We start from the raw sequence: 18,916 nt of genomic DNA, 5'->3' as shown, positions 1-18,916 counted from the left end.
TCATTCGACCACCTGCGAGAGGTAGAGTTGTTCATTCAATAGCTTCCCCTGCGCCGCCACCTCGCTGGTGGGGACGAGGAAGCTCATGAGGCAGCCTGCAGGCTCGGCCTCACGGCCGATCACCGCTAGGTGCCGCCGCGCCCAGGACGGGATCGGCGAAAAGAAATCGAAACGCGATCCACCGTAGGCGTCGCCGAGTCGATATTCCTGAGGGCGTCCGGCGAGCGCGTCGATCGCCATCTGGATGCGCCAGGCCGCGTCGCAGCCTCGCCACCGCTCACCATGCAGCGGGAGATCCAGCAGTTTCTGCGCAACCCCGTCGCGCAGTTCGGCATAACCCCACAGGTCGGAGCCAAACATCTGCGGGCGCCGGACGACGAAACACCCCGTGAGCGACCCGGGAGACGTCCAGCGTCGCCGGTAGCTCCGGGTGTTACGGCTACCATCGAGCACAAGAAGGTCGGGTAACTCGCCCGATCGCGAGCATGCGGCGAGCTTCATGCCGTAACCCGCCAGAAGCTTGGCGGCATCCACGGGCCGAGGGGTCCGGAGCCATCCGGCACACGACAGTTCGCGCAGCCCAAGTTCGCGGAGCACTGCGCCGAGATCCTCACCTTCGTGGCGCTCGATCGACCGTATGCCCCGGTCGACCGCAACGCGGGAGCGCATCTCCGTGGGAAGTGGCGTCTGCTCGTCGGCCGACAGCCCGAGCAAGAAGGCATTTCCGCTCTCCCGCACGACGAAGGCTGGCGGCGCCGCCACTAGCCACGTGCTCCTGACCTTCTCCCCTTCCAGTGCGACGTCGCCGAGTTCGAGCAGGTCGCCGATCGCGACCAGCGTTTCGATCACCTCCTCTACCCGCTCGGCGAAGGCGTCGACGTCGTCAACCAAGCCGCGATGACTGTCGACCATCGCACGCAGCAGCGTACGCGGCGATCCTGGGCAGAGAAAACCGGCAAGTCGCCGGAGCGCGGAAGCGATGTATGACTCGTCCAGGGCGGCCGGCGTGGAGGGCAGTCCGAGCGACGTCCGGGCCACGCCCGTCACGACATCAGCGGCGACGATCTCGATCATGCTGCCCCCCCGGCACCCGACAGATTGAACGGTGTCGTCCGGTTGCCGAGTAGCTGGATGAGGCGCGCTCCGGCATTCAACGCCCGCCGATCCCAAAGATGCTCGATGATCGCCAACACTTCCGCGTCGGAAAGCTTTAGCCTGCCGTCGATCACCTCCCCGAGATTGATCGCGTGCTTGGTCAGCGCGCCTGGGGCGATTTTGTAGCGATCAGCGAGCGCGTCGAACTCACGCGCCCGCACGTCGACCGCCATGTGCGCATACTTGTGCGCGTCCCGCGCGAGGATGTGGCCGAATGCCCGCTTCTCGTTGAAATAGCGCAACAACCCCTCGACCGCGATCTCCTCAGGCAACTTTCCGATCCGCAGGCTGGCCTCCGCCCGCGCCCAGTTGCGACCGAGCAGGACGTCGTAGAGCCGTTCCTTGAGGTGGGCGACGATGCTGTCGCGACGCGGGGCGGCTAGCGGGCCCGTCAAACGCGCCGTAGACCAGACGCCGATCGCCTTCACTAGGGCGAGCGCGGCCTCAGGTTCCTCCCGGACCTCATTGAACTCGGGCTCGACCAGCAGCCCGCCCAGGCCACCAGATAGCTTCCGGGAACTCACAACCAGTGCCTCGTTTTTGTCGCCATATGTCGCGACGAACAGTCCCCCAGGCGACTGCGGTTCCGTGCCCGCGACGACGGCCTCGGGGATCAGTGTGATAGCCTCGACAGGTCTCCCAAACGGGAGGAACGTCACCTTGATCGGTGTTTCGGCATCATGGTCATCGACGAGCCTGAGTTGCGTCGATCGGTTCGTCTCGTGCCAGACCCAGCGCACCGGGGCGACATCGCGTTGGAGCGGGATATGCACAACCCCCAGTTCTTCGCCGTCGATGACGATACGTCCCGAGCTTGCGCTCAGATAATTCCAGGGCTGCTTCTCCATCTTCGCGAATACGGAGAAGGCGTTGCGCCAGGAGTCCGGCCCCATAGGCAGGGTGAGTTGCGCGACCTGCTCAAGACCGAGTCTACCGCCAGTGCCGTCCAGCAGTTCAACGAAAACCACGACCTGGCGCCCGGCGGGGCCCATCACCTGCAACTGCGTGAGAGCCTCCCAGAACTCGTCAAGCGTCGGCGTCGGCGGATCGCACGAGACAATCAGCCCCGTATGGCCGATAGCGCCGGTCACCCAGGGACTTGGAGGGCGCACGGCCAGCGAGATCACACCCTCGACAGGGTGGAAGGCGGCTTCAACCGCACTTCGGACAATGCTGACACTGAGGACGTGGTTGCCGGCCGGAAGCGGCCGGATCCTCACGAAGGTCGGTTCGCCAGGCGGCTTCGCAGGAACCTTCACGCTGGCGCTGGCGCCAAGCCTCAGTTCGTACTGCGCGACAGGGTGGTCGTGTTCGATGGCAAAGCAAGGGCTCTCGTTCTCGAGCCACTCTGTGGCGCCCTCGCCGTCCCAGCCCCGCGCCGTGAGGCCGACCGGCCGAATCTGGATCGTCTCGGCGATCGACAGGTCGGCCTTCTTGAACTCGGTGATCTCCGCTTCCGAAAGTGTGGTCGGCACCGCGAAACGGATCGCGGTGACGCCGCGGCAGTGAACAGTCGTAGCTGTCGCCATCGAGAGAACCGGCGGATCGCCGCGCGCGACGAGAACGTAGGACTGGCCCGGTCTGATCAACCGGGCAAGCACCTCCAGGGCCTGGCCATCGGGTCCGACGCGGAAGAGCCACGTCGGTCCGGCGCGAATGCAACCTTCGCTTGCCAGGAGATGGTCCATTGCGGCATTCGCCTTCTGGAACGATAGCACTGGCTGTCCTGCGGCGGGCCACTCCTCGAGAACGCGGCGCTGTACGCCCATGAGAAGCCATCCCGGCGGCCGCAATCCCGGTGATCCAGCGACTTCGCATCGGGTCGCACGCAGGAATCCACCGAGTTCGGGGTTAAGGTTCGCTACCTCCATGAAGCTCGGAATCTCGACAATCGGAGTCCATTCGTCCGTCTCAGTGCGCCGCAGTACCAGCGAAGGGCGGATCGCGGGCTTGCGCTCTGACGGCCGCGTATCGCGTTGCACCTCCGCGCCGTCGCCCACCCGTCGGGCCACACCTTTCAGTCTAGCGGACTCCACTGCCTTTCTCGTGTCGTGCAACCACTGACGCGCGCTCCTCGCCCGCTCGAGGTCGCCGACGATGCGGTCCAGCGTGGAAGGCAGGATGGCGGCAGCCGCGTCCTGGGTCCGCTCCCCTAACAGCGCCAAGATGATGCTGCCGACGAGTTGCTCCTGCTCGAGGAAATTCTCATAGCGTGAGCTTCCGCCGTAAGTCATGCGCGCGACGTAGCGACCCAGGTCCCCCACCGGCTTGTCTAGGTGCGCAACGAGGTTGTAGCGCAGGCTGTACAGGGTACGCGCGACCTGCGATTGCAGATCTTTAGGCAGCAGCGCGTGCGTGATCGGCCAGGCGATGATCGAGAAGTTGTTCGCCCAGGGCCCAACCGGACGGAGGCCGCCATACTTGTCGTGGAACCTGCGGAACCACGCCCGGATGCTTGACCGCCACCCGTGTTCCCAGTGCGGCATCCGCTGCCCAAACGTGTACCAGTACTCGTCCCCATCGTAGTCGTAACCCTGTTCGGTCGCGAACACGATCCACGCCAGCCAGTGCGTGGACAGGCGATAAGCGGCAGGCGCCGCTAGCTTGTCCTTGAGTAGCATCGCCAACGTTGACCGTTCATTCGCGCCGAGCCCGTGCTCAAGCGCGAACACCGGCAGTCCACGCGCGATCCGCGCAGATGACAGCGTCTCGAAGTGACTCTCGAGCCGCTTTTGTAGAGCGTCAAGGTCGGCGCTCATCCGATCCCCGCCGCGACGTAGCGACGCGAGTTCGAGCAACGGTGAACAGAAGCCACCCCAATCCCCCCCCCCGAAATCGAACGACCGGTCCCCCCAGCCGATCTCGAAAAACGATTAACGGCGCCAGCTTACACAGCAGGAGGCCCTAAACCAGAGGTATAGTTTGAGAACAGCTCGGGACTATTTGGTTCACGTTGCGTCCAGCCGGTGAGCTTGCCCTCCTGTCCAGCGGCTTGTCCGCTGGCGACCTAATGGCGCGGCGGCGCGCTGAATGTAGCTGCTCCCGGCTCAGCCCTTGAAAGCGCCGAGACCTTTTCTGCACTACGCTCGGGCGAGACAAACACGTCCCGTTGCACAATTCCCCGCCGCTCAGCCTCGTCTCGATAGAGACCCACATGTGGTAGCCACCCCGCGACTGCACTCCGCCCAGGGACACGTCGCCGACGCGAAGCCGAGCGCAGATCGGCCGAAGCGCCGCGCACTTTTCCGCGGAACGACCACCTCCCCGGCCGGGTCGGTATTTCAGCGACTTGTGCCGTGATCTCAGCGAGCCGCCTCCAGATTGGCGAGTTGACCTGCGGCCGGGCAAATATTTGGAGCCTGCAATGGGCTATCGCCTCAGTGTCTGATCGAGGTTTACTCTCCGGCAGCCCACCGCCCGTTCCCAAGCACCTGCGGCATCACCACCCTGACGTCGAAGCGTCGAAGCAATTCACCAAGATCACGCTGAATGCGATCGCCGGCAAAGCTCGTGCGGGGCAGAATCTCGCGACTGCTAACGGACCAGGCGCAAGGGTCGAGCCAACTCCGCGTCCACGCGGAGCCCAATCGCTTCACCACCGCTGCGCGCAATTCTCGCGGGCCGCCAAACTCTTCGAGGATTGGCCGAGCGACGACAGCCTCAGAAACGTCTTCGTCGTCCCAGCAGCCTTGTGCGAGCCAGTTAGCTGGCGTCTTTATGAACTTGGGGTCCCGATCATGCACTGACAACGCGTACCTGCGCGCAGCCTCGATCAACTTAGCGACCAGGACGCGCCCTCGCTGGACGAGTTGATCGAATTGCTTCCGCGCGTTTCGAATTCCAACCTTCTTTGGGTAGTGGCTCCACCAAGCCCCGAAGCCCCCATCGGATCCTTCCGCAGGAGATACTTCGTCAGAAGTATCTTCCCTTAGGTTTTTCCTTCCTTGGGATGGCGCCTGCGCCACGGGGGGAGTGTCGTCAGCGTCATTCCGGGGGACGTCACTCACGCTATCAATTGGCAGCCGGTAGAGGTTCGATGTCTGGCCGCCGTTGTCGCGGCTCCGCGTCGATACTCCGACGAGTCCCGCCGCCTTCAGCTTGAGCAGCGAGCGCTGGATGGTCCGAGGCGTCACCTGGAGGACGGCCGCCAGGCATCGATTGCTGGGCCAGCAAACATCATCAGCGTTGGCCATCGCCGCTAGCTCCAGCAGGACGGCCTTGGAGGCCGAACACGGGGCAGTCTGCCTCCTCGCCCAGGCGCGCGCCTTCTCGCTCATGACACCCTCGCGACACAGCGGAAAAGGTTAGACGTCGCTTCGAAATTCCCTTTGCATTCAAAGCCCCCTCGGGCAGCAGTTAGACACCATTCTAGTTTGATTTTGCTTGAGTATTGGACACCCTCCCGGGCCGCCAGAACGTTTGTCGGCGCAATTTAAGACTGGCCAAATTGAGAATCGGTCGCAAGCGCTGCGACTTGCAATAGCCATGGCGAGACGACAGGCGCGCGCTGTGGCCGAAACCCACCCTCAAGTGACCTTCGGAACTTCTGCTGGCGGGCGTGGCGCCAATCGAGGGGTAGCATGCCATAGGCTGCGTGGGTGCTTCCAATCAGAGGTGAGCCATGGCTCAGATCGACCTCTTTCGCATGCCGAAAAAGCCCTGGAATTCAGGGCGCATCATTGGGGCAAAGCCCCCGCTCAAACTCAAGCACATATAGGGAATTCGCCAGCAGTTAAGGACGGCGGGCAAGGTCCGCGCCCTGTGCGAGATATCTAGTTGCGAAAATTCATTCTGCGCCGTGGCCCGATGACCGCAAAGCCAGCGTCTTCAACGCCTCCAGCGCCCGCAAGCGGGCCTGGCTGTGATCAACAACCGGACGGGGATAGGTCTGGTCTAGGCGCACGCCGGCCTGCGCCAGCACCTCGGAGGGCGCGGTCCAGGGCGCATGGATCCATCGGGCCGGCAACGCCCCAAGCTCGGGGACCCAGCGCCGGACGTAGCGTCCATCGGCGTCGAACTTCTCACTCTGAAGGACGGGGTTGAAAATCCGGAAATAGGGCGCGGCGTCGGCGCCGGAACCTGCGACCCACTGCCAATTTTGCACATTGCTGGCCAGATCGGCGTCCACCAACGTGTCCCAGAACCACGCCTCGCCTTCGCGCCAATCGATCAGCAGATGCTTGACCAGGAATGAGGCGACCACCATTCGCACGCGATTATGCATCCAGCCGGTCGCCCAGAGCTGGCGCATGCCCGCATCGACCAGCGGATAGCCCGTGCGCCCTTCCTTCCAGGCCGCGAGACCGGCGGGGTCGGACCGCCAAGGCATGGCGTCGAACTCGGGCCGGAACGCCCGCTCGGCCATGTAGGGAAACTCGTGCAGCAAATGGGCGGAGAAGTCCCGCCAGGCGATCTCGGCGACGAACTTGTCCACCTCGGCGGGGCGCGCGCGGTCATCCCAGGCGGCGCGCCGGGCTTCCTGCACCACGCGTCGCGGACTGATCTCGCCCCAATGCAGATGGGGCGACAATCGCGACGTCCCGGCCCGCCCTGGAATGTCGCGACTAGCAGCGTAGTCGTTGAGACCGCTCGCCAAGAAGGCCGATAGCGCCGAAATTGCGCCAACCTCGCCAGGGACCCAGTCGAATCCGCCCGACCAGTCAGGCTCACTGGGATGCAGCCCCCAGCAGGCGATATCATCGCTCGGGGTCTCGAGCGTCACAATGCGGGTCGGGGCAGGCAGGGGCTCCAGATCCGGGAGCACCCGCAACAACGCCTTCAGAAAGGGCGTGAAGACCCGGTAAGGGCGTCCGGCTTCTGTCAGGACCGCGGAGGGCCGGGTCAGCAGCGTCCCATTGAAGCCCTGGCAAGCAACGCCCTCGTTCTGCAGGGCATGAGCGATATCGGCGTCGCGGAGAAAGGCGTCCGGCTCGAACCTTCGGTTCATGAACACCTGATCGGCGCCGGTCTGGTCGATCAGGCGGCGCAGTTCGGCCTCGGAATCGCCTCGGCGGAGAATAAGCCGGCCGCCGCATCGACCTAGCGAGGCGTCCAAAGCGCGCAACGACTTGTCCAGCCACCAGAGGGAGGCCGCTCCCAGGCGGCGTCCCTCGCCTGCCTCGTCCAGGATGTAGAGCGGCAGGATCGGCCGGCCGGTGGCGACGGCGGCGTGCAAAGCCAGATTGTCCTGGAGTCTCAGGTCGCGGCGAAACCACAGGACAACCGGACGCGTGGCTTCATCGACCAAGACGGCTCTCCCGCGCGTGATGCTGGATCGTGACAGGCTCGCGCGCAGGTGTCGGCTGGCGGGTCAGGCGAACGCCCTTGATCCAGAGCTTGAGCGCCTCCCAATGGATGGCGGCCACGACCTTGAAGGTCATAAAAGGCAGTGAGAGCGCAGCCGACCAGAGGTCGCGATCCTCCAGGGGGTGTCGCTCGGCGGACATAGCCGCCGTGATCAACAGGCCGTCGGCCTCGATGCCGTCAATGGTGAGGTCCAGCCGCTCGGCCGGCGCATGACCGCGAAACTCATAGTCCATGTCCATCCCGATGAAGGGCGAGACATAGAGAGCCTTGGCCGCGCCTTGCCGGATCAATCCCCGAGCCTGATCCTCAACAGGAACGGGAATGACGTAGGCGTGGCGAACGCCGAACGTGCTGGTCACTTCATAGACCATGGCCGCCAGACCGCCGTCGGTCCGGTGGCAGTAGTAGAGGCTGATCGGGTTGAAGACATAACCCATCACCCGCGGCATGGTCAGAAGGCGGATCGGCCCGGCGCCTATGTCGATCCCCGCCCGCGCTAGCCAGGCCTCGACCTGCGACCGCAGCGCCGAGCCCGAGCCGTCACCGTGATCGCGGTCATGAAACGACAGCAGGTTGAACCGATTGCGTGAGAACAGCCCAAGACGCCGGTCCAGTCCGTCGATCTCAGCCAAATCAAGCAGCAGCCAGAAGGCGCGGTAGTTCAACTCATGCACTTTGGGCCTCAGCCGCCGATGCATGACGCCGCCGCGATAAAGGGCGGAAGCCTCAGTCATGCGGCCGGCTCCATGGCGCCGGCCGAAGCGGGCGACAGATGGATACGTCCGCTCTCATTTGCGACCGTCCAGGGTCTGCGAACGCCGCCAAGCTGCTCGGCCACGGCAAGACCCGACTGAAGGCCGTCTTCGTGGAAGCCGGCGCCAAAGTGCGCTCCGCAGAACCAGACGCCGCCCCGCCCTTGCAGGCTCCACAACTGTTTCTGAGCTTCGAGAGCCGCCGGGTTGAAGATTGGATGTTCGTAGAGCTCGCTGCGCAGCAGCGTGTCGGGCTTCGGCGGGCGCGGCGGGTTCAGGGTGACGAACAGGTCTTGGCCAGGCAGTCCTTGAAGCTTGTTCATCCAGTAGGTGACGCACAGGCCTCCATTGGCGCCGATATAGTTCCAACTGGCCCAGGCGCGACGGCGACGGGGCATCAGGTCGGCGTCGGTGTGGAGGACCGTGAAATTGCGGCTGTAGCGAAACGCGCCCAACACCTCCCTTTCCCGCGCAGTCGGTTCGTCCAGCATGGCCAGGGCCTGGTCGGCGTGGGCGCCGATAACGACATGATCGAACCGCTCGGCGCCGCCCTGGCTGTCGTGAACCATCACGCCATGATCCGTGCGGCGAACCGCCGTCACGCCATGATCCAGCCGCACATCCTCAATCGCCTGCGCCAAGCGTTCGACATAGACGCGACTGCCTCCTTTGATGGTGCGCCACAGCGGTCGCCCGACCAGTTTCAGCAGTCCGTGGTTGCCACAGAAGCGGATGAAGGCCTCGGCGGGATAGTCCATCAGCGTATGCGCCGGCGAGGACCAGATGGCCGCCGCCATCGGCAGCAGATGGTCATCGCGGAACGCCTCACTGAAACCCTCACGCTTCAGATAGTCGCCTAGCGTCAGATCCGGATCAGTCAGTCCGCCCAGATGGATCGGAGCCTGACGATAGAAGCGCAAGACCTCGCTCAGCATTGACCAGAAACGTGGCCGCAAAAGATTGCGTCTCTGGGCGAAGAGGCCCGGCGCGGCGTACTCAAACCGCCCTTCCTCCAGCGACACGGCGAAGGACATGTCGGTTGCGCGGGTCTGGACGCCGAGATGGGTGAACAGAGCGATGAGATTGGGATAGGTCGCGTCGTTGAAACAGATGAAACCGGTATCGACGGCGACATCGCCCGACAAGGCGGCGGCTGTCACGGTGTTGGAATGGCCGCCCAGGCGCTCGGCCTTCTCATAGACGGTCACCCGATGACGTTGAGACAGCAGCCAAGCCGACGAAAGGGCCGCGACGCCCGACCCCACCACGGCGATTTTGAGCGGGCCGTCGAAGGTGTTGGCGGGCGATAGCGGCATGACGGCTCCGAAATGCGCCCGCCGAAATCACCGCGGACTTAAGCGGATTACGCGTCAGCCTCGGGATCGGATTGGAAATGATCCAGGCTTTTCGACGAAGCGTAATAGGTTTCATGCATGCTGAGCCCTCGCCTCTCACCTCCGCTGAAGTCCGCTCGGATCGCATGAGTCCGGCCGCCCCCGCGCAGGATGCGCTCAAGTATGATCGGCTGATCGAGGCCGTCGCTTTGCGACGAGACCGCGAGGCCTTTGCTCAGTTGTTCGAATATTTCGCCCCGCGGCTCAAGGCCTGGCTTATCAAGTCCGGAGCCACTCCCGGGGCGGCGGAGGATTTCGCGCAGGACGCCATGCTGACGGTTTGGCGCAAGGCTGATCTGTTCGACGCTCGCAAGGCGCGCGCCGCGACCTGGATCTTCACCATCGCGCGCAATCGGCGCCTCGACATGCTGCGCCGCGACGCCCGCCCCCTTCCGACGCCCGAAATCGAATTGGCCGGTGAGGAGGTCCGCCGGCCGGACGATATCCTGTCGATGTCCGAAGACACAGAACGCGTTCGCCACGCTCTAGCCCGTCTTAAACCAGATCAGGTCGAGGTCCTGCGCCTGGCATTCTACATGGACAATCCTCATTCCGAGATCGCCCGCAGCCTCGATCTGCCGCTGGGCACCGTCAAATCCCGTATTCGCAACGCCATGATCAAACTCCGTGCGATGCTCGAACTCTCCGAGGAGGCGTCCTGATGAACGCTCGCCGCAATCCTTCCGAGGAACGTCTGCTCGCCTACGCCGCGGGCGTCCTCAGCCCTCCGCAAGCTGTGGTGGTGGCGGCTCACTTGGCCTTGCGCCCCGCCAATCATGCCTGGGTGCGCCGGCTCCAGGCCGTGGGTGGAGAGCTCCTTGATGAGACATCTCCCTCACCTCTGTCAGCTGACGCCCTGGCGCGCGCCATGGCGCGGATCGAGACCGACACCGGCGTGGTGACGGCTCAGCCCCTGCTCAATGACATGCCGGAGCTCCCCGAGCCGCTGCGCCGTTACGCCCTGGGTCCCTGGCGCTGGGTTGGCCCGGGGATACGCGTGCGCGACGTGCATGCCCCACGTGATGGCGCTTGCCGCGTTATCCTCCTCAAAATCGATCCTGGCCGCGAGACGCCCCGCCACACCCACGGCGGCGTGGAACTGACCTGCGTCCTGTCAGGCGCCTACGCCACCGAGACTGAACGGTTCGACGTGGGCGATTTCGAGGAAGCTGACGCCGAGGTGATCCACCAACCGCGCGTGGTGTCCGACGACCCCTGCCTCTGCGTCGCCGCGCTGGACGGCCAGATTCAGCTCGACGGATGGCTGGGGCGGCTGATGCAGCCATTCGCCCGGCTATGACGCCCCTGCTGCCGCTTTGGGGCGCGGCGGCGCTCTTCATGGTTCTGGTGATGACCGCGGCCTGGGTTGTCCAAAGGCGCACCCTGCAAGGCGGTTGGGCCGACGCCTTTTGGTCCTTGGGCCTCGGCGCGGCTGGCGTGGGCGTCGCCCTGACGCCGGTCGACGGCGTTTCGCCTTCCGCACGTCAATGGCTGACGGCCGCGCTGATCGGCCTATGGGGCTTGCGGCTTGGTCTGCACATTGCGGCGCGCGCCGCCCGCGAAAGCGAAGACGCGCGCTACGCCCGCTTGCGCCAAGAATGGGGGCCCCGCTTTCAATCCCGGATATTCGGCTTTCTGATGCTGCAAGCCGGCGCCGGCGCCTTGCTTGTCCTTGGCATACTGCTGGCGGCGAGAAATCCGGCGCCAGGCCTAAGTCTGCAGGATGGCTTGGCCGCCCTCATCTTCATGTCGGCCCTTCTCGGTGAAGCGATAGCCGACCGCCAACTCACGGCATTCAAGGCCGATCACGCCAACCGCGGCCAAGTCTGTGACGCGGGCCTCTGGGCATGGTCGCGCCACCCCAACTACTTCTTCGAGTGGCTCGCGTGGTGCGCCTGGCCGGTGTTCGCCATCAACATCGACAGCGCTTGGCCCTTGGGTTGGCTGGCGCTGACCGGACCTGCCTACATCTACTGGCTGCTGAACCATGTGTCCGGCGTACCGTTGCTCGAAGCTCATATGCACCGCTCGCGGCCCGCCGCCTTCGCCGCCTACGCCGCCCGCACCAGCCGCTTCTTCCCGCGCCCACCCCGCCACTAGGACGCGCGCAGCAGCCGGATGAGGCCATGCTCGCTCGCCAAAGCATCATTGATCGACTCAATTCTTCAGATGAGGCGCTCTCCTGGCGATCCAATGCGTGATCGCGCCCGTAAACAAGAAAGCGCATCTAGATCGTTACATCCATGTCGGCGTCGGAGCCTGTAGGAACGTCTTTCCAATGGCTTTGTGCAGACCGTGGCGTTCGCCAGTAGAAGTAAAGATCTAGCTGGATGGCGTGCGCGGCACGAAAACGTCAAACTCCTAATCTACCCGCCCCTTAGTCTCCGGCACGGTTCACGCAATGCTTCGTACGACGGATCGTGAAAGTAGAACCGTTCGGCCAAATCGTATGCAGTTGCTGCTCATAGCGCTGTTCACAGTCGGCGCCATCGCGGCGACAGTCCTCTTGCTCTCCCGACGACCAGTTGCGGTCGAGGTGCTTGAGATCAAACCGCAGACGGTCGAGCAGGCGCTCGCGGTCGTCGGCCGCGCCCGGCCCAAGGACGTGGTCCAGGTCGCGTCGCCAAATCCCGGACAGGTGATCCGACTGCTCCATGACGACGGCGATCGTGTCGCCGCCGGGGCCCCCCTGGCGGTCATACGCGCTACCGTCGAACAGGCCCTGACAGAGGCAGATTTTGCGCGAGCACGGGCCGCGCGCGCCGAGGCCGCCGACGCTCGACTGCGATACGACCGCACTCTAACCCTGATGCAGAAGGGCTTTGCCGCGCCGGCCGCGCTGGACGTCGCTCGTGCGACGCTGCAGGCCGCAGACGCCAATGTCGCCGCCGCGGCCGCAGCGGCACGCGCCTCCAGAGAGCGCACGCGGGAATTTATCATTCGGGCGCCTATGAGCGGCACGGTCCTGCTCCGCCCGATAGACAACGGTCAGGTCGTGACCGCGGGCGAAACCTTGTTTGAACTAGGCTCGTCAGCCGGATCTGAAATCCGTGCCGACGTGGACGAAGCCTATGCCGACCTACTGAGACCCGGCCTGACTGCGCGCGCCGCTCTTTCAGGATCGGCCACCATCTTTCCGGCCCTTGTCACCGAGGTCTCTCCGCGTATCGACTCCGCGACCGGGGGACGGCAGGTGAAGCTGGCGCCCGCCGCCGGCCAGGAGCTGTCGCCAGGGCGATCCGTCGACCTGACCATTATCGTGCGCCTACGCCAAGACGCGATCGTGCTGCCTCGCAGCGCTGTCATGGATGCGACCGTCGCCCCAAAGGTCTACGTCGTGAATTCTCAGGGGATTGTAGCACTCCGCCAGGTCAGTGTGATGCGCTGGCCCTCGGCGAACGCCATTATCGAGCGTGGCTTACGCGAGGGAGATCGCGTCGTGCTGGATCCCGCCACCACACGCCCTGGCGCCCACGTCCGCCCTGTTGCGCCAACGCCGGACGGATAGGTCGTGTTCGTTTTCAAAGTTGCAAGGCGCTACCTCCTGTCGAACCCCAGTCAGTCTCTTCTGCTGATATCCGGGGTCGCCCTTGGCGTAACTGTATTCATCTTCATCACCGCCTTAATCGCGGGCTTGGCCGTACGCCTGACGGATCAGGTTACAGGCGATAGCGCCCATATCAGCTTGGAGCCGGCGCCACGCCTTGCTCGCGTATTGCCCGGGCCGGATTTGCCGACTGAAGCCGTCCCACTTGTCTCGACCTTTCAACGCAAGCAGATCCGCGACTGGCCGGTCATCGTCGAACTGTTGCGCTCGAACCCCGCGGTGACGGCGATCAGCCCGCAGATTTCCGGCAGCGCCTTCCTGGTCAGGAGCGAGGCGGTCTCACCAGTGTCCATAATTGGCGTAGAGCCTCAAGGTATCGACGCCATCTCGCAGATCACGCCAAAGGTCATAGACGGCGACGCCGACCTGGGCGCTGACGGTCTGCTGATCGGCGTGCGGATGGCCGAGGAACTTGGATTGAGCGCGGGGCAGTCCGTACTCCTACGAACTGATCGCGGTGTGGAGCGGCAACTCACGGTCAAGGGAGTATTTCGCACTGGCTTGCAGAGCCTGGACGAGCGGGTCGCCTTCCTCTCATTGCAGGCGGCGCGCCCCCTATTCACGCTGCCCGAGGGCGTCACGAACATTGAAGTCAAGCTCGCAAACCCCGGGACCGCTCGCGCTACCGCCCGCTTCTTGGCCGACGCCACCGGTCTGCGCGCTACGCCCTGGCAAGAAAAGAACCTGAGTCTTGAAGACGCACTCAAGGCTCAGGCCCAAACCGGCACGCTCATTCAGGTCTTCTCCCTGATCTCCATCATCATTGGCGTGGCTAGCGCCCTGGTGCTGTCGGCTTACAGGCGACGCAGCGAGGTCGGCATCATGCGAGCCTTTGGCGTGCCCAGCAGCTTCATCCTGTGGGTCTTCCTGCTGCAGGGGCTGTTGATCGGCCTGAGCGGCGCCCTGATCGGTTGCGCCAGCGGCTACGGACTATGTGTCTGGCTGCAGGGACTGACCAAACCGGATGGAACCTCCGCGCTCCCTATCGCCCCGGAACAAGGCGGCTATGTCGCAGCTCTAGTGCTGACCACCCTAGGCGCCGTGGTCGCCTCCATTCTCCCTGCCCGCTCGGCTTCGCGGCTCGACCCCCTTGAGGCCATCCAGCAATGACCCGCGCTTTGGAAGCTCGGGGGATCGAGAAGGTCTTCCGAAATGGTGAGGAAGAAACACAGGTGCTCAAAGGCATCGACCTTGACTTGGACAAGGGCGAACTGGCGGCCCTGCTCGGGGCGTCCGGGTCCGGCAAATCCACCTTCTTGTCGATCGTGGGCCTGCTGCTGCGTCCAACAGCGGGCGCCCTGACGATCAGCGGCGACCGCGTCGACATGCTATCGGAAGCCAAGCGAGCTCAATTTAGGAACCGCCGGCTGGGGTTCGTCTTTCAGTTCCACCATCTGCTGCCCGACTTCACAGCCATGGAGAACGTCGCCTTTCCAGCGGCGGCGCCCGCCGGCGGCATTTCACGCGAAATGCGCGCGCGCGCGAGAGATTTGCTGACGCGCGTCGGGCTGGAGGATCGCATCGACTATCCGGCCACAAGCCTATCGGGCGGTCAAAAGCAACGTGTCGCCATAGCCCGCGCCCTGATGAATCGGCCTGACCTGATTATCGCTGACGAGCCGACAGGCAATCTTGATCGGCAAGCCGCTGATCGCGTGCTGGACCTGATGCGCGAGGTCAATCAGGAGGACGGCGCCACCTTCCTTATCTGCACACACGATGAGGGCGTCGCCGCCCGCTGCACTCGCCGCCTGACCTTGATTGATGGTCTACTCGCGTCGAACCACTCCGTCGGTGAAGTGTAGCCAGGAGCTTCGCAGGCGCGAGAGCGATCAAGGCGGTCGCACACCGATCATCATGCTCAGCGCCAACGCCATGCGACAGCATCGGCTCGGTTCGGTTCGCTTGAAGCTGAGGCGGATCTACACCTCGCAAAGCCGGTAACAACGATCAGCTTGATCGATGCGGTGGCTCAGGTGCGTAGCCTGTAGGATCGAGCCGGATAGGCGAACGTCGATCAGTTGAACCCGAAGGCGGCGGCGCCGCCGCGCACCCAGCGCCTGAACGGGCCACGTGGGGCGGCACCTCCACTGGATGGTTCACCATGGCAGACGAGTCCCATCATAGGCGAAGAAGCCGCCCGTATCGGCCAGATCGAGATCGTCGAGCACCAGCAGCATTCTGCGAGCAGACTCGTCAGGGCTCAGCGCAGCGTGGTTCGAGCCCAGGAAGGGCGCGCTCAAGGGTGAGACGACCGTTCCTGGATGAAGGGCCACACAGATCGCCCTGGGGCGCTCACGGCGCAGTTCGATGGCCACGCCTCGGATCAACATGTTGAGCGCAGTCTTGCTTGCCCGGTAGGCGTGCCAGCCTCCCAGAGCGTTATCGCCGATGCTTCCGACACGCGCCGAGACAGCTGCAAAGATGGCAGGCTGGTTGCGCTGGAGAAGTGGCGAGAGGTGCTTTGCAACAAGCGCCGGGAGCACGGCGTTGACCTCGAAGAGCCGCATGAGGGACGCGCGCGTCAGCGCCCGGATCGACTTCTCGGGACGCAGGCCATCCTCATGCAGCATTCCCGTGGCGACCAGGATCAGCCCCGGCTCTCCGAGCTCGGTGATCGACCGCGCGAGACCCTCGAGCTCCGTCTCATCCATCAGATCCGCCGTGAGGAATACGGAGCCGCAGGATGGGGGCCAGTCTAGCGGCCGCCGGCGCCCTACGGCCACGACGGCGGCGTAGCGCGGATCGTCCAGCAAACGAGCGACGAACGCGCGCCCAATCGCGCCGCCAGCCCCGACAACAACCGCTATTGGCCGCTTCACGTCAAAGTCCCGCGCGCAGCCCCCCGGCGATAAGGGCCAAGGTCGCAGCAATGGTCAGTAAAAGCCGTAGACGACGGTACCAGTACGGAAGGTCCTTCGCCCCCAGGTCCCAAACTCCTTGAACAGCAAACGCGATAGCAAGCCCGAACAGAGCCTGCCCGGTCGCGCCTGGAGACCCGCGGCCGCCGATCGCGACCGCGGCGAGCCCGTAGCCGGCGAGCGGCGGCGCCATGGAGAGAACGATGTCCGCCAGCCTGGGCGTTTGCGCGAAGGCGGCGCACGCTGCGCGCACGCCGCCTAGGAAGCCAAGAATCGTGGCCCCATAAAGCGCCTGGGCGGTTCGCCAGTCTAGCCCGCCGGCCAGCGCTTCAAAGCCCAGGACTGGAGGCACGACGAAGGGAACAAGCCCCAAGACACCAAGAACGGTCAGAAGCTGAGCCTGCTTTTCAGACGCAGGAGACTGACGGCTAGTCTCGCTCATCTCGCCTGCCGCACGATGTCGAGAAACTCGGCGCGAAGCTTGTGGTCGTCGCGCACCTGTCCAATCAGCCGACTGGTGGTGAGGCTTGATCCTGGCGTCTGAACTCCCCGTAGGCTCATGCAGCTATGCTCGGCCTCTATGACCACGCCGACGCCGAGGGGATCCAAGGTGTCGGCTATGGCCTCTGCGATGTCTGCTGTCAGTTTCTCCTGAATCTGGAGACGGCGGGCAAAGCCGTGGACGACCCGGGCAAGCTTGGAGATGCCGACCACGCGGTTTCTCGGCAGATAGCCAACATGGGCTCGGCCAATCACCGGCAGCATGTGGTGCTCGCAGCAACTGACCACACGAACGTTGGTCAAAACAACCAGCTCCTCATAGCCTCCGACCTCTTCGAAGGTTCGCGCCAGATGGGCTCGGGGATCCTCGCCGTAGCCCGCGAAAAGCTCGCCATAAGACCTCGCGACCCGCGCCGGGGTGTCGACCAGCCCTTCGCGATCAGGGTCATCGCCGGCCCAGGCGATAAGGCAGCGAACAGCAGCCTCAGCTTCCACCCGCGTGGGGCGGACCACGGATGGCACATGCGGGCTCGGCGTTTGAGCGGCGCCATCGGGCATGAATGTCTCCAACGGCCTCCATGGCCCTGGGACATTTTTATATTTCAGTCGGAATAAAGAAAAGGGCGAATTTGCCTAGGCCCGCGCCAACTCGGCTCGCGGCCGCGAGTCGATCGCATCACCCTGTCCAAAGGCGTGCAAGAAAGCCTCGCAGGCGCTCTCGATCAGATCGTCCAAGGCGAGCGGTCGTACATGGCGACCGTCAAGTTGCTGCTGATGCAGGCACGCCAGCATGAGGGGGGAGACCAACATCAACGCGGCCATGCGCAGATCGACGCCTTCGCGCAACTCACCGCGCGCAGCATGTTCAGCGAGGCGCGCCTCCAGCCCCTGAAGGGTAGGCTCGAGAATGAAATCCAGGGCCGGACGGCTATAGGCGGGGTCAAGAAAACCCTCGGCAAGGCTAAGAGCGACCATGTCGCCCAATCGAACCGACTTCTCCGCTGTCATCGCCGCAACTAGGTCCGCGGCGTAGGCATGGATTGAAGCGGCGAGCGGCAGACCGCTCTGGCGCTGCGCATCGAGGCCGGGACGTCCACGCCTCAGGCATTCCTCAAGCACCGCGGCGATCAGCGCTTGCCGATCTCCGAAATAGTGACGCAGGGTAGGCCCAGAGACGCCCGCCGCCGAAGCAAGGTCGCGCAGACTGGCGCGCGCGCCCTCCCGACGCATGAGATGAAGCGTTATCTTCTCAAGCAATTGACGGCGCTTGCCGTCGTAATCGATATCCCTGGCGCCCTTGGTTCTGGCCACGTGGCGGCGGTGCTCCCTTGAGGAGCGCGAACGTACCGCTCCCTCGGCCAAGGAGCAAACGCGCCAGATCCATGCATCCACGCCGCAAGCTTCCGCGTATCGCAATGGGAGGTGAGCTTGATGACGTTCAGAACCATATGCGCCGCGCTTGCGGCTGCCGGCCTGGCGCCGGCCACCGCGTACGCGGAGCCGGCCGCTACACCCATTGATGCGCAATCGCACTATTCTGGCGTCTGGCTGGAAGTTGGTCGTACACCGATGGCGATCACCAAGGGCTGCGTCGCTGGCACGACGACCTACAGCCTGAAAGACTCCACCCAGGTCGCGGTAGTCGATGACTGCCGGGAGGGCGGCGTCACCGGCAAGCGCAAGGCGATTAGCGGTCGCGGGCTAATCGAAGACCCCGGCGTCAATCGACGGCTCAAGGTGACCTACGCGGCGTTCATAACTTGGCGCTACGAGGTGCTTGAGCGTGATCCGCAAGGCGGCTGGTTCATATCGGCCGATCCGGGCCTCAAGAAGATTTTCCTCTATACCCGAAAGCCGCCATCGGAAGCCCTCTTGGCCCACCTTGTCTCCCGCGCCCGGGCGCTTGGATACAACGGGGAGATCGAGACACCAGCGCCGCTGCCATGATCGAGCTTCGGCGAAATCTTGCATGGTCCCATCGAGGCGCAATTTGATCCCATGCTACGGTTCAGCTTGGCGGTGATGGGCGCCGTATCAATCGGCTGGGCTGTGACGCTGTTCTTCGTCGTTAGGGCGGCCATTGATCTGGGAGGTCAGGGGCGTCCGCTCTGGAACGCGATCACCGCCGGCATGGTCAGCTGGTTCGTGATCGACAGCGCGCTTTCAGTGGCCACTGGCTTCGGGCTTAACGTGGTGCCGAATATCGCGTTGGCGCTCATGTATATTGTTGGTTTGATCGCAAGCGGCGCATTGAAGCGACCAGTTTAGGCTACCTTTGCCACTGACCAACTTTCTGAGACGAACTACGCGCCTGGGACGCTGTTCAGTGGTGGTTGCGCA

The 18,916-nt window shown here is 64.1% G+C and carries 18 protein-coding genes; 8 read left to right on the top strand and 10 right to left on the bottom strand.

Going from position 1 to position 18,916, the window contains the following annotated elements:
• From Q8M13_RS04665 to Q8M13_RS04640, 6 genes are all read right to left on the bottom strand, one after another.
• Positions 1–1,074 carry a hypothetical protein gene (locus Q8M13_RS04665; RefSeq protein WP_305298519.1) on the bottom strand — a complete coding sequence of 358 codons (1,074 nt, stop codon included), beginning with the start codon at positions 1,072–1,074 and terminating at the stop codon, positions 1–3.
• A complete protein-coding gene (locus tag Q8M13_RS04660; protein ID WP_305298517.1) occupies positions 1,071–3,914 on the bottom strand; it encodes a hypothetical protein in 2,844 nt (947 codons plus the stop codon). The genes Q8M13_RS04665 and Q8M13_RS04660 overlap by 4 nt, the downstream gene beginning before the upstream one ends.
• A gap of 636 nt (positions 3,915–4,550) precedes the next feature.
• Positions 4,551–5,432: a helix-turn-helix domain-containing protein gene (locus Q8M13_RS04655; RefSeq protein WP_305298515.1), complete on the bottom strand. Its 882-nt coding sequence runs from the start codon at positions 5,430–5,432 to the stop codon at positions 4,551–4,553.
• Positions 5,433–5,941: 509 nt separating this feature from the next.
• On the bottom strand, positions 5,942–7,402 hold the full coding sequence (locus Q8M13_RS04650; RefSeq protein ID WP_305298514.1) for a deoxyribodipyrimidine photo-lyase: 1,461 nt from the start codon (positions 7,400–7,402) through the stop codon (positions 5,942–5,944).
• Positions 7,392–8,195, bottom strand: a complete 804-nt coding sequence (locus tag Q8M13_RS04645) for a DUF1365 domain-containing protein (protein ID WP_305298513.1) — start codon at positions 8,193–8,195, stop codon at positions 7,392–7,394. Before Q8M13_RS04645 ends, Q8M13_RS04650 begins: the two co-directional genes overlap by 11 nt.
• The gene (locus Q8M13_RS04640) at positions 8,192–9,529 is read right to left on the bottom strand and encodes an NAD(P)/FAD-dependent oxidoreductase (protein ID WP_305298512.1); all 1,338 of its coding nucleotides are present in this window, start codon (positions 9,527–9,529) and stop codon (positions 8,192–8,194) included. The genes Q8M13_RS04645 and Q8M13_RS04640 overlap by 4 nt, the downstream gene beginning before the upstream one ends.
• 164 nt (positions 9,530–9,693) lie before the next feature.
• Here Q8M13_RS04640 and Q8M13_RS04635 point away from each other — a divergent pair, with 164 nt between their 5' ends.
• The 6 genes from Q8M13_RS04635 (at position 9,694) to Q8M13_RS04610 (ending at position 15,019) form a co-directional block, all read left to right on the top strand.
• Positions 9,694–10,269 carry a sigma-70 family RNA polymerase sigma factor gene (locus Q8M13_RS04635; RefSeq protein ID WP_305298511.1) on the top strand — a complete coding sequence of 192 codons (576 nt, stop codon included), beginning with the start codon at positions 9,694–9,696 and terminating at the stop codon, positions 10,267–10,269.
• Positions 10,269–10,907: a ChrR family anti-sigma-E factor gene (locus Q8M13_RS04630; RefSeq protein WP_305298510.1), complete on the top strand. Its 639-nt coding sequence runs from the start codon at positions 10,269–10,271 to the stop codon at positions 10,905–10,907. The genes Q8M13_RS04635 and Q8M13_RS04630 overlap by 1 nt, the downstream gene beginning before the upstream one ends.
• Positions 10,904–11,707 (top strand): DUF1295 domain-containing protein, encoded by an 804-nt coding sequence (locus Q8M13_RS04625; protein WP_305298508.1) that lies wholly within the window; start codon positions 10,904–10,906, stop codon positions 11,705–11,707. Before Q8M13_RS04630 ends, Q8M13_RS04625 begins: the two co-directional genes overlap by 4 nt.
• A gap of 349 nt (positions 11,708–12,056) precedes the next feature.
• Positions 12,057–13,115 carry an efflux RND transporter periplasmic adaptor subunit gene (locus Q8M13_RS04620; protein ID WP_305298507.1) on the top strand — a complete coding sequence of 353 codons (1,059 nt, stop codon included), beginning with the start codon at positions 12,057–12,059 and terminating at the stop codon, positions 13,113–13,115.
• Between the two features lie 3 nt (positions 13,116–13,118).
• Positions 13,119–14,324 (top strand): ABC transporter permease, encoded by a 1,206-nt coding sequence (locus tag Q8M13_RS04615; RefSeq protein ID WP_305298505.1) that lies wholly within the window; start codon positions 13,119–13,121, stop codon positions 14,322–14,324.
• Positions 14,321–15,019, top strand: coding sequence for an ABC transporter ATP-binding protein (locus Q8M13_RS04610; RefSeq protein WP_305298504.1), 699 nt, complete (start codon positions 14,321–14,323; stop codon positions 15,017–15,019). Before Q8M13_RS04615 ends, Q8M13_RS04610 begins: the two co-directional genes overlap by 4 nt.
• Before the next feature lie 294 nt (positions 15,020–15,313).
• Here the strand turns inward: Q8M13_RS04610 and Q8M13_RS04605 are convergent, their stop codons facing one another.
• The 4 genes from Q8M13_RS04605 to Q8M13_RS04590 form a co-directional block, all read right to left on the bottom strand.
• Complete coding sequence (locus tag Q8M13_RS04605; protein ID WP_305298503.1) at positions 15,314–16,036, bottom strand: SDR family NAD(P)-dependent oxidoreductase; 723 nt, start codon at positions 16,034–16,036, stop codon at positions 15,314–15,316.
• Position 16,037: 1 nt separating this feature from the next.
• Positions 16,038–16,517, bottom strand: a complete 480-nt coding sequence (locus Q8M13_RS04600; RefSeq protein ID WP_305298502.1) for a DUF3429 domain-containing protein — start codon at positions 16,515–16,517, stop codon at positions 16,038–16,040.
• Entirely contained in the window at positions 16,514–17,134 is a 621-nt protein-coding gene (gene folE / locus Q8M13_RS04595; RefSeq protein ID WP_305298501.1) for a GTP cyclohydrolase I FolE, read from the bottom strand. Before folE ends, Q8M13_RS04600 begins: the two co-directional genes overlap by 4 nt.
• 75 nt (positions 17,135–17,209) lie before the next feature.
• Positions 17,210–17,887 (bottom strand): TetR/AcrR family transcriptional regulator, encoded by a 678-nt coding sequence (locus Q8M13_RS04590; protein WP_305298499.1) that lies wholly within the window; start codon positions 17,885–17,887, stop codon positions 17,210–17,212.
• A 120-nt stretch (positions 17,888–18,007) separates the two neighbouring features.
• Between Q8M13_RS04590 and Q8M13_RS04585 the strand changes: the two genes are divergently transcribed.
• Positions 18,008–18,523 carry a lipocalin family protein gene (locus tag Q8M13_RS04585; protein WP_305298497.1) on the top strand — a complete coding sequence of 172 codons (516 nt, stop codon included), beginning with the start codon at positions 18,008–18,010 and terminating at the stop codon, positions 18,521–18,523.
• An 18-nt stretch (positions 18,524–18,541) separates the two neighbouring features.
• Positions 18,542–18,844, top strand: coding sequence for a hypothetical protein (locus Q8M13_RS04580; RefSeq protein WP_305298496.1), 303 nt, complete (start codon positions 18,542–18,544; stop codon positions 18,842–18,844).
• The last annotated feature ends 72 nt before the right edge of the window (positions 18,845–18,916 follow it).

This window comes from Phenylobacterium sp., from assembly GCF_030681155.1.
GTDB lineage: Bacteria > Pseudomonadota > Alphaproteobacteria > Caulobacterales > Caulobacteraceae > Phenylobacterium.
Note: the sequence above shows the minus strand (reverse complement) of the source record. Positions and strands in the feature narration are given on the sequence as shown.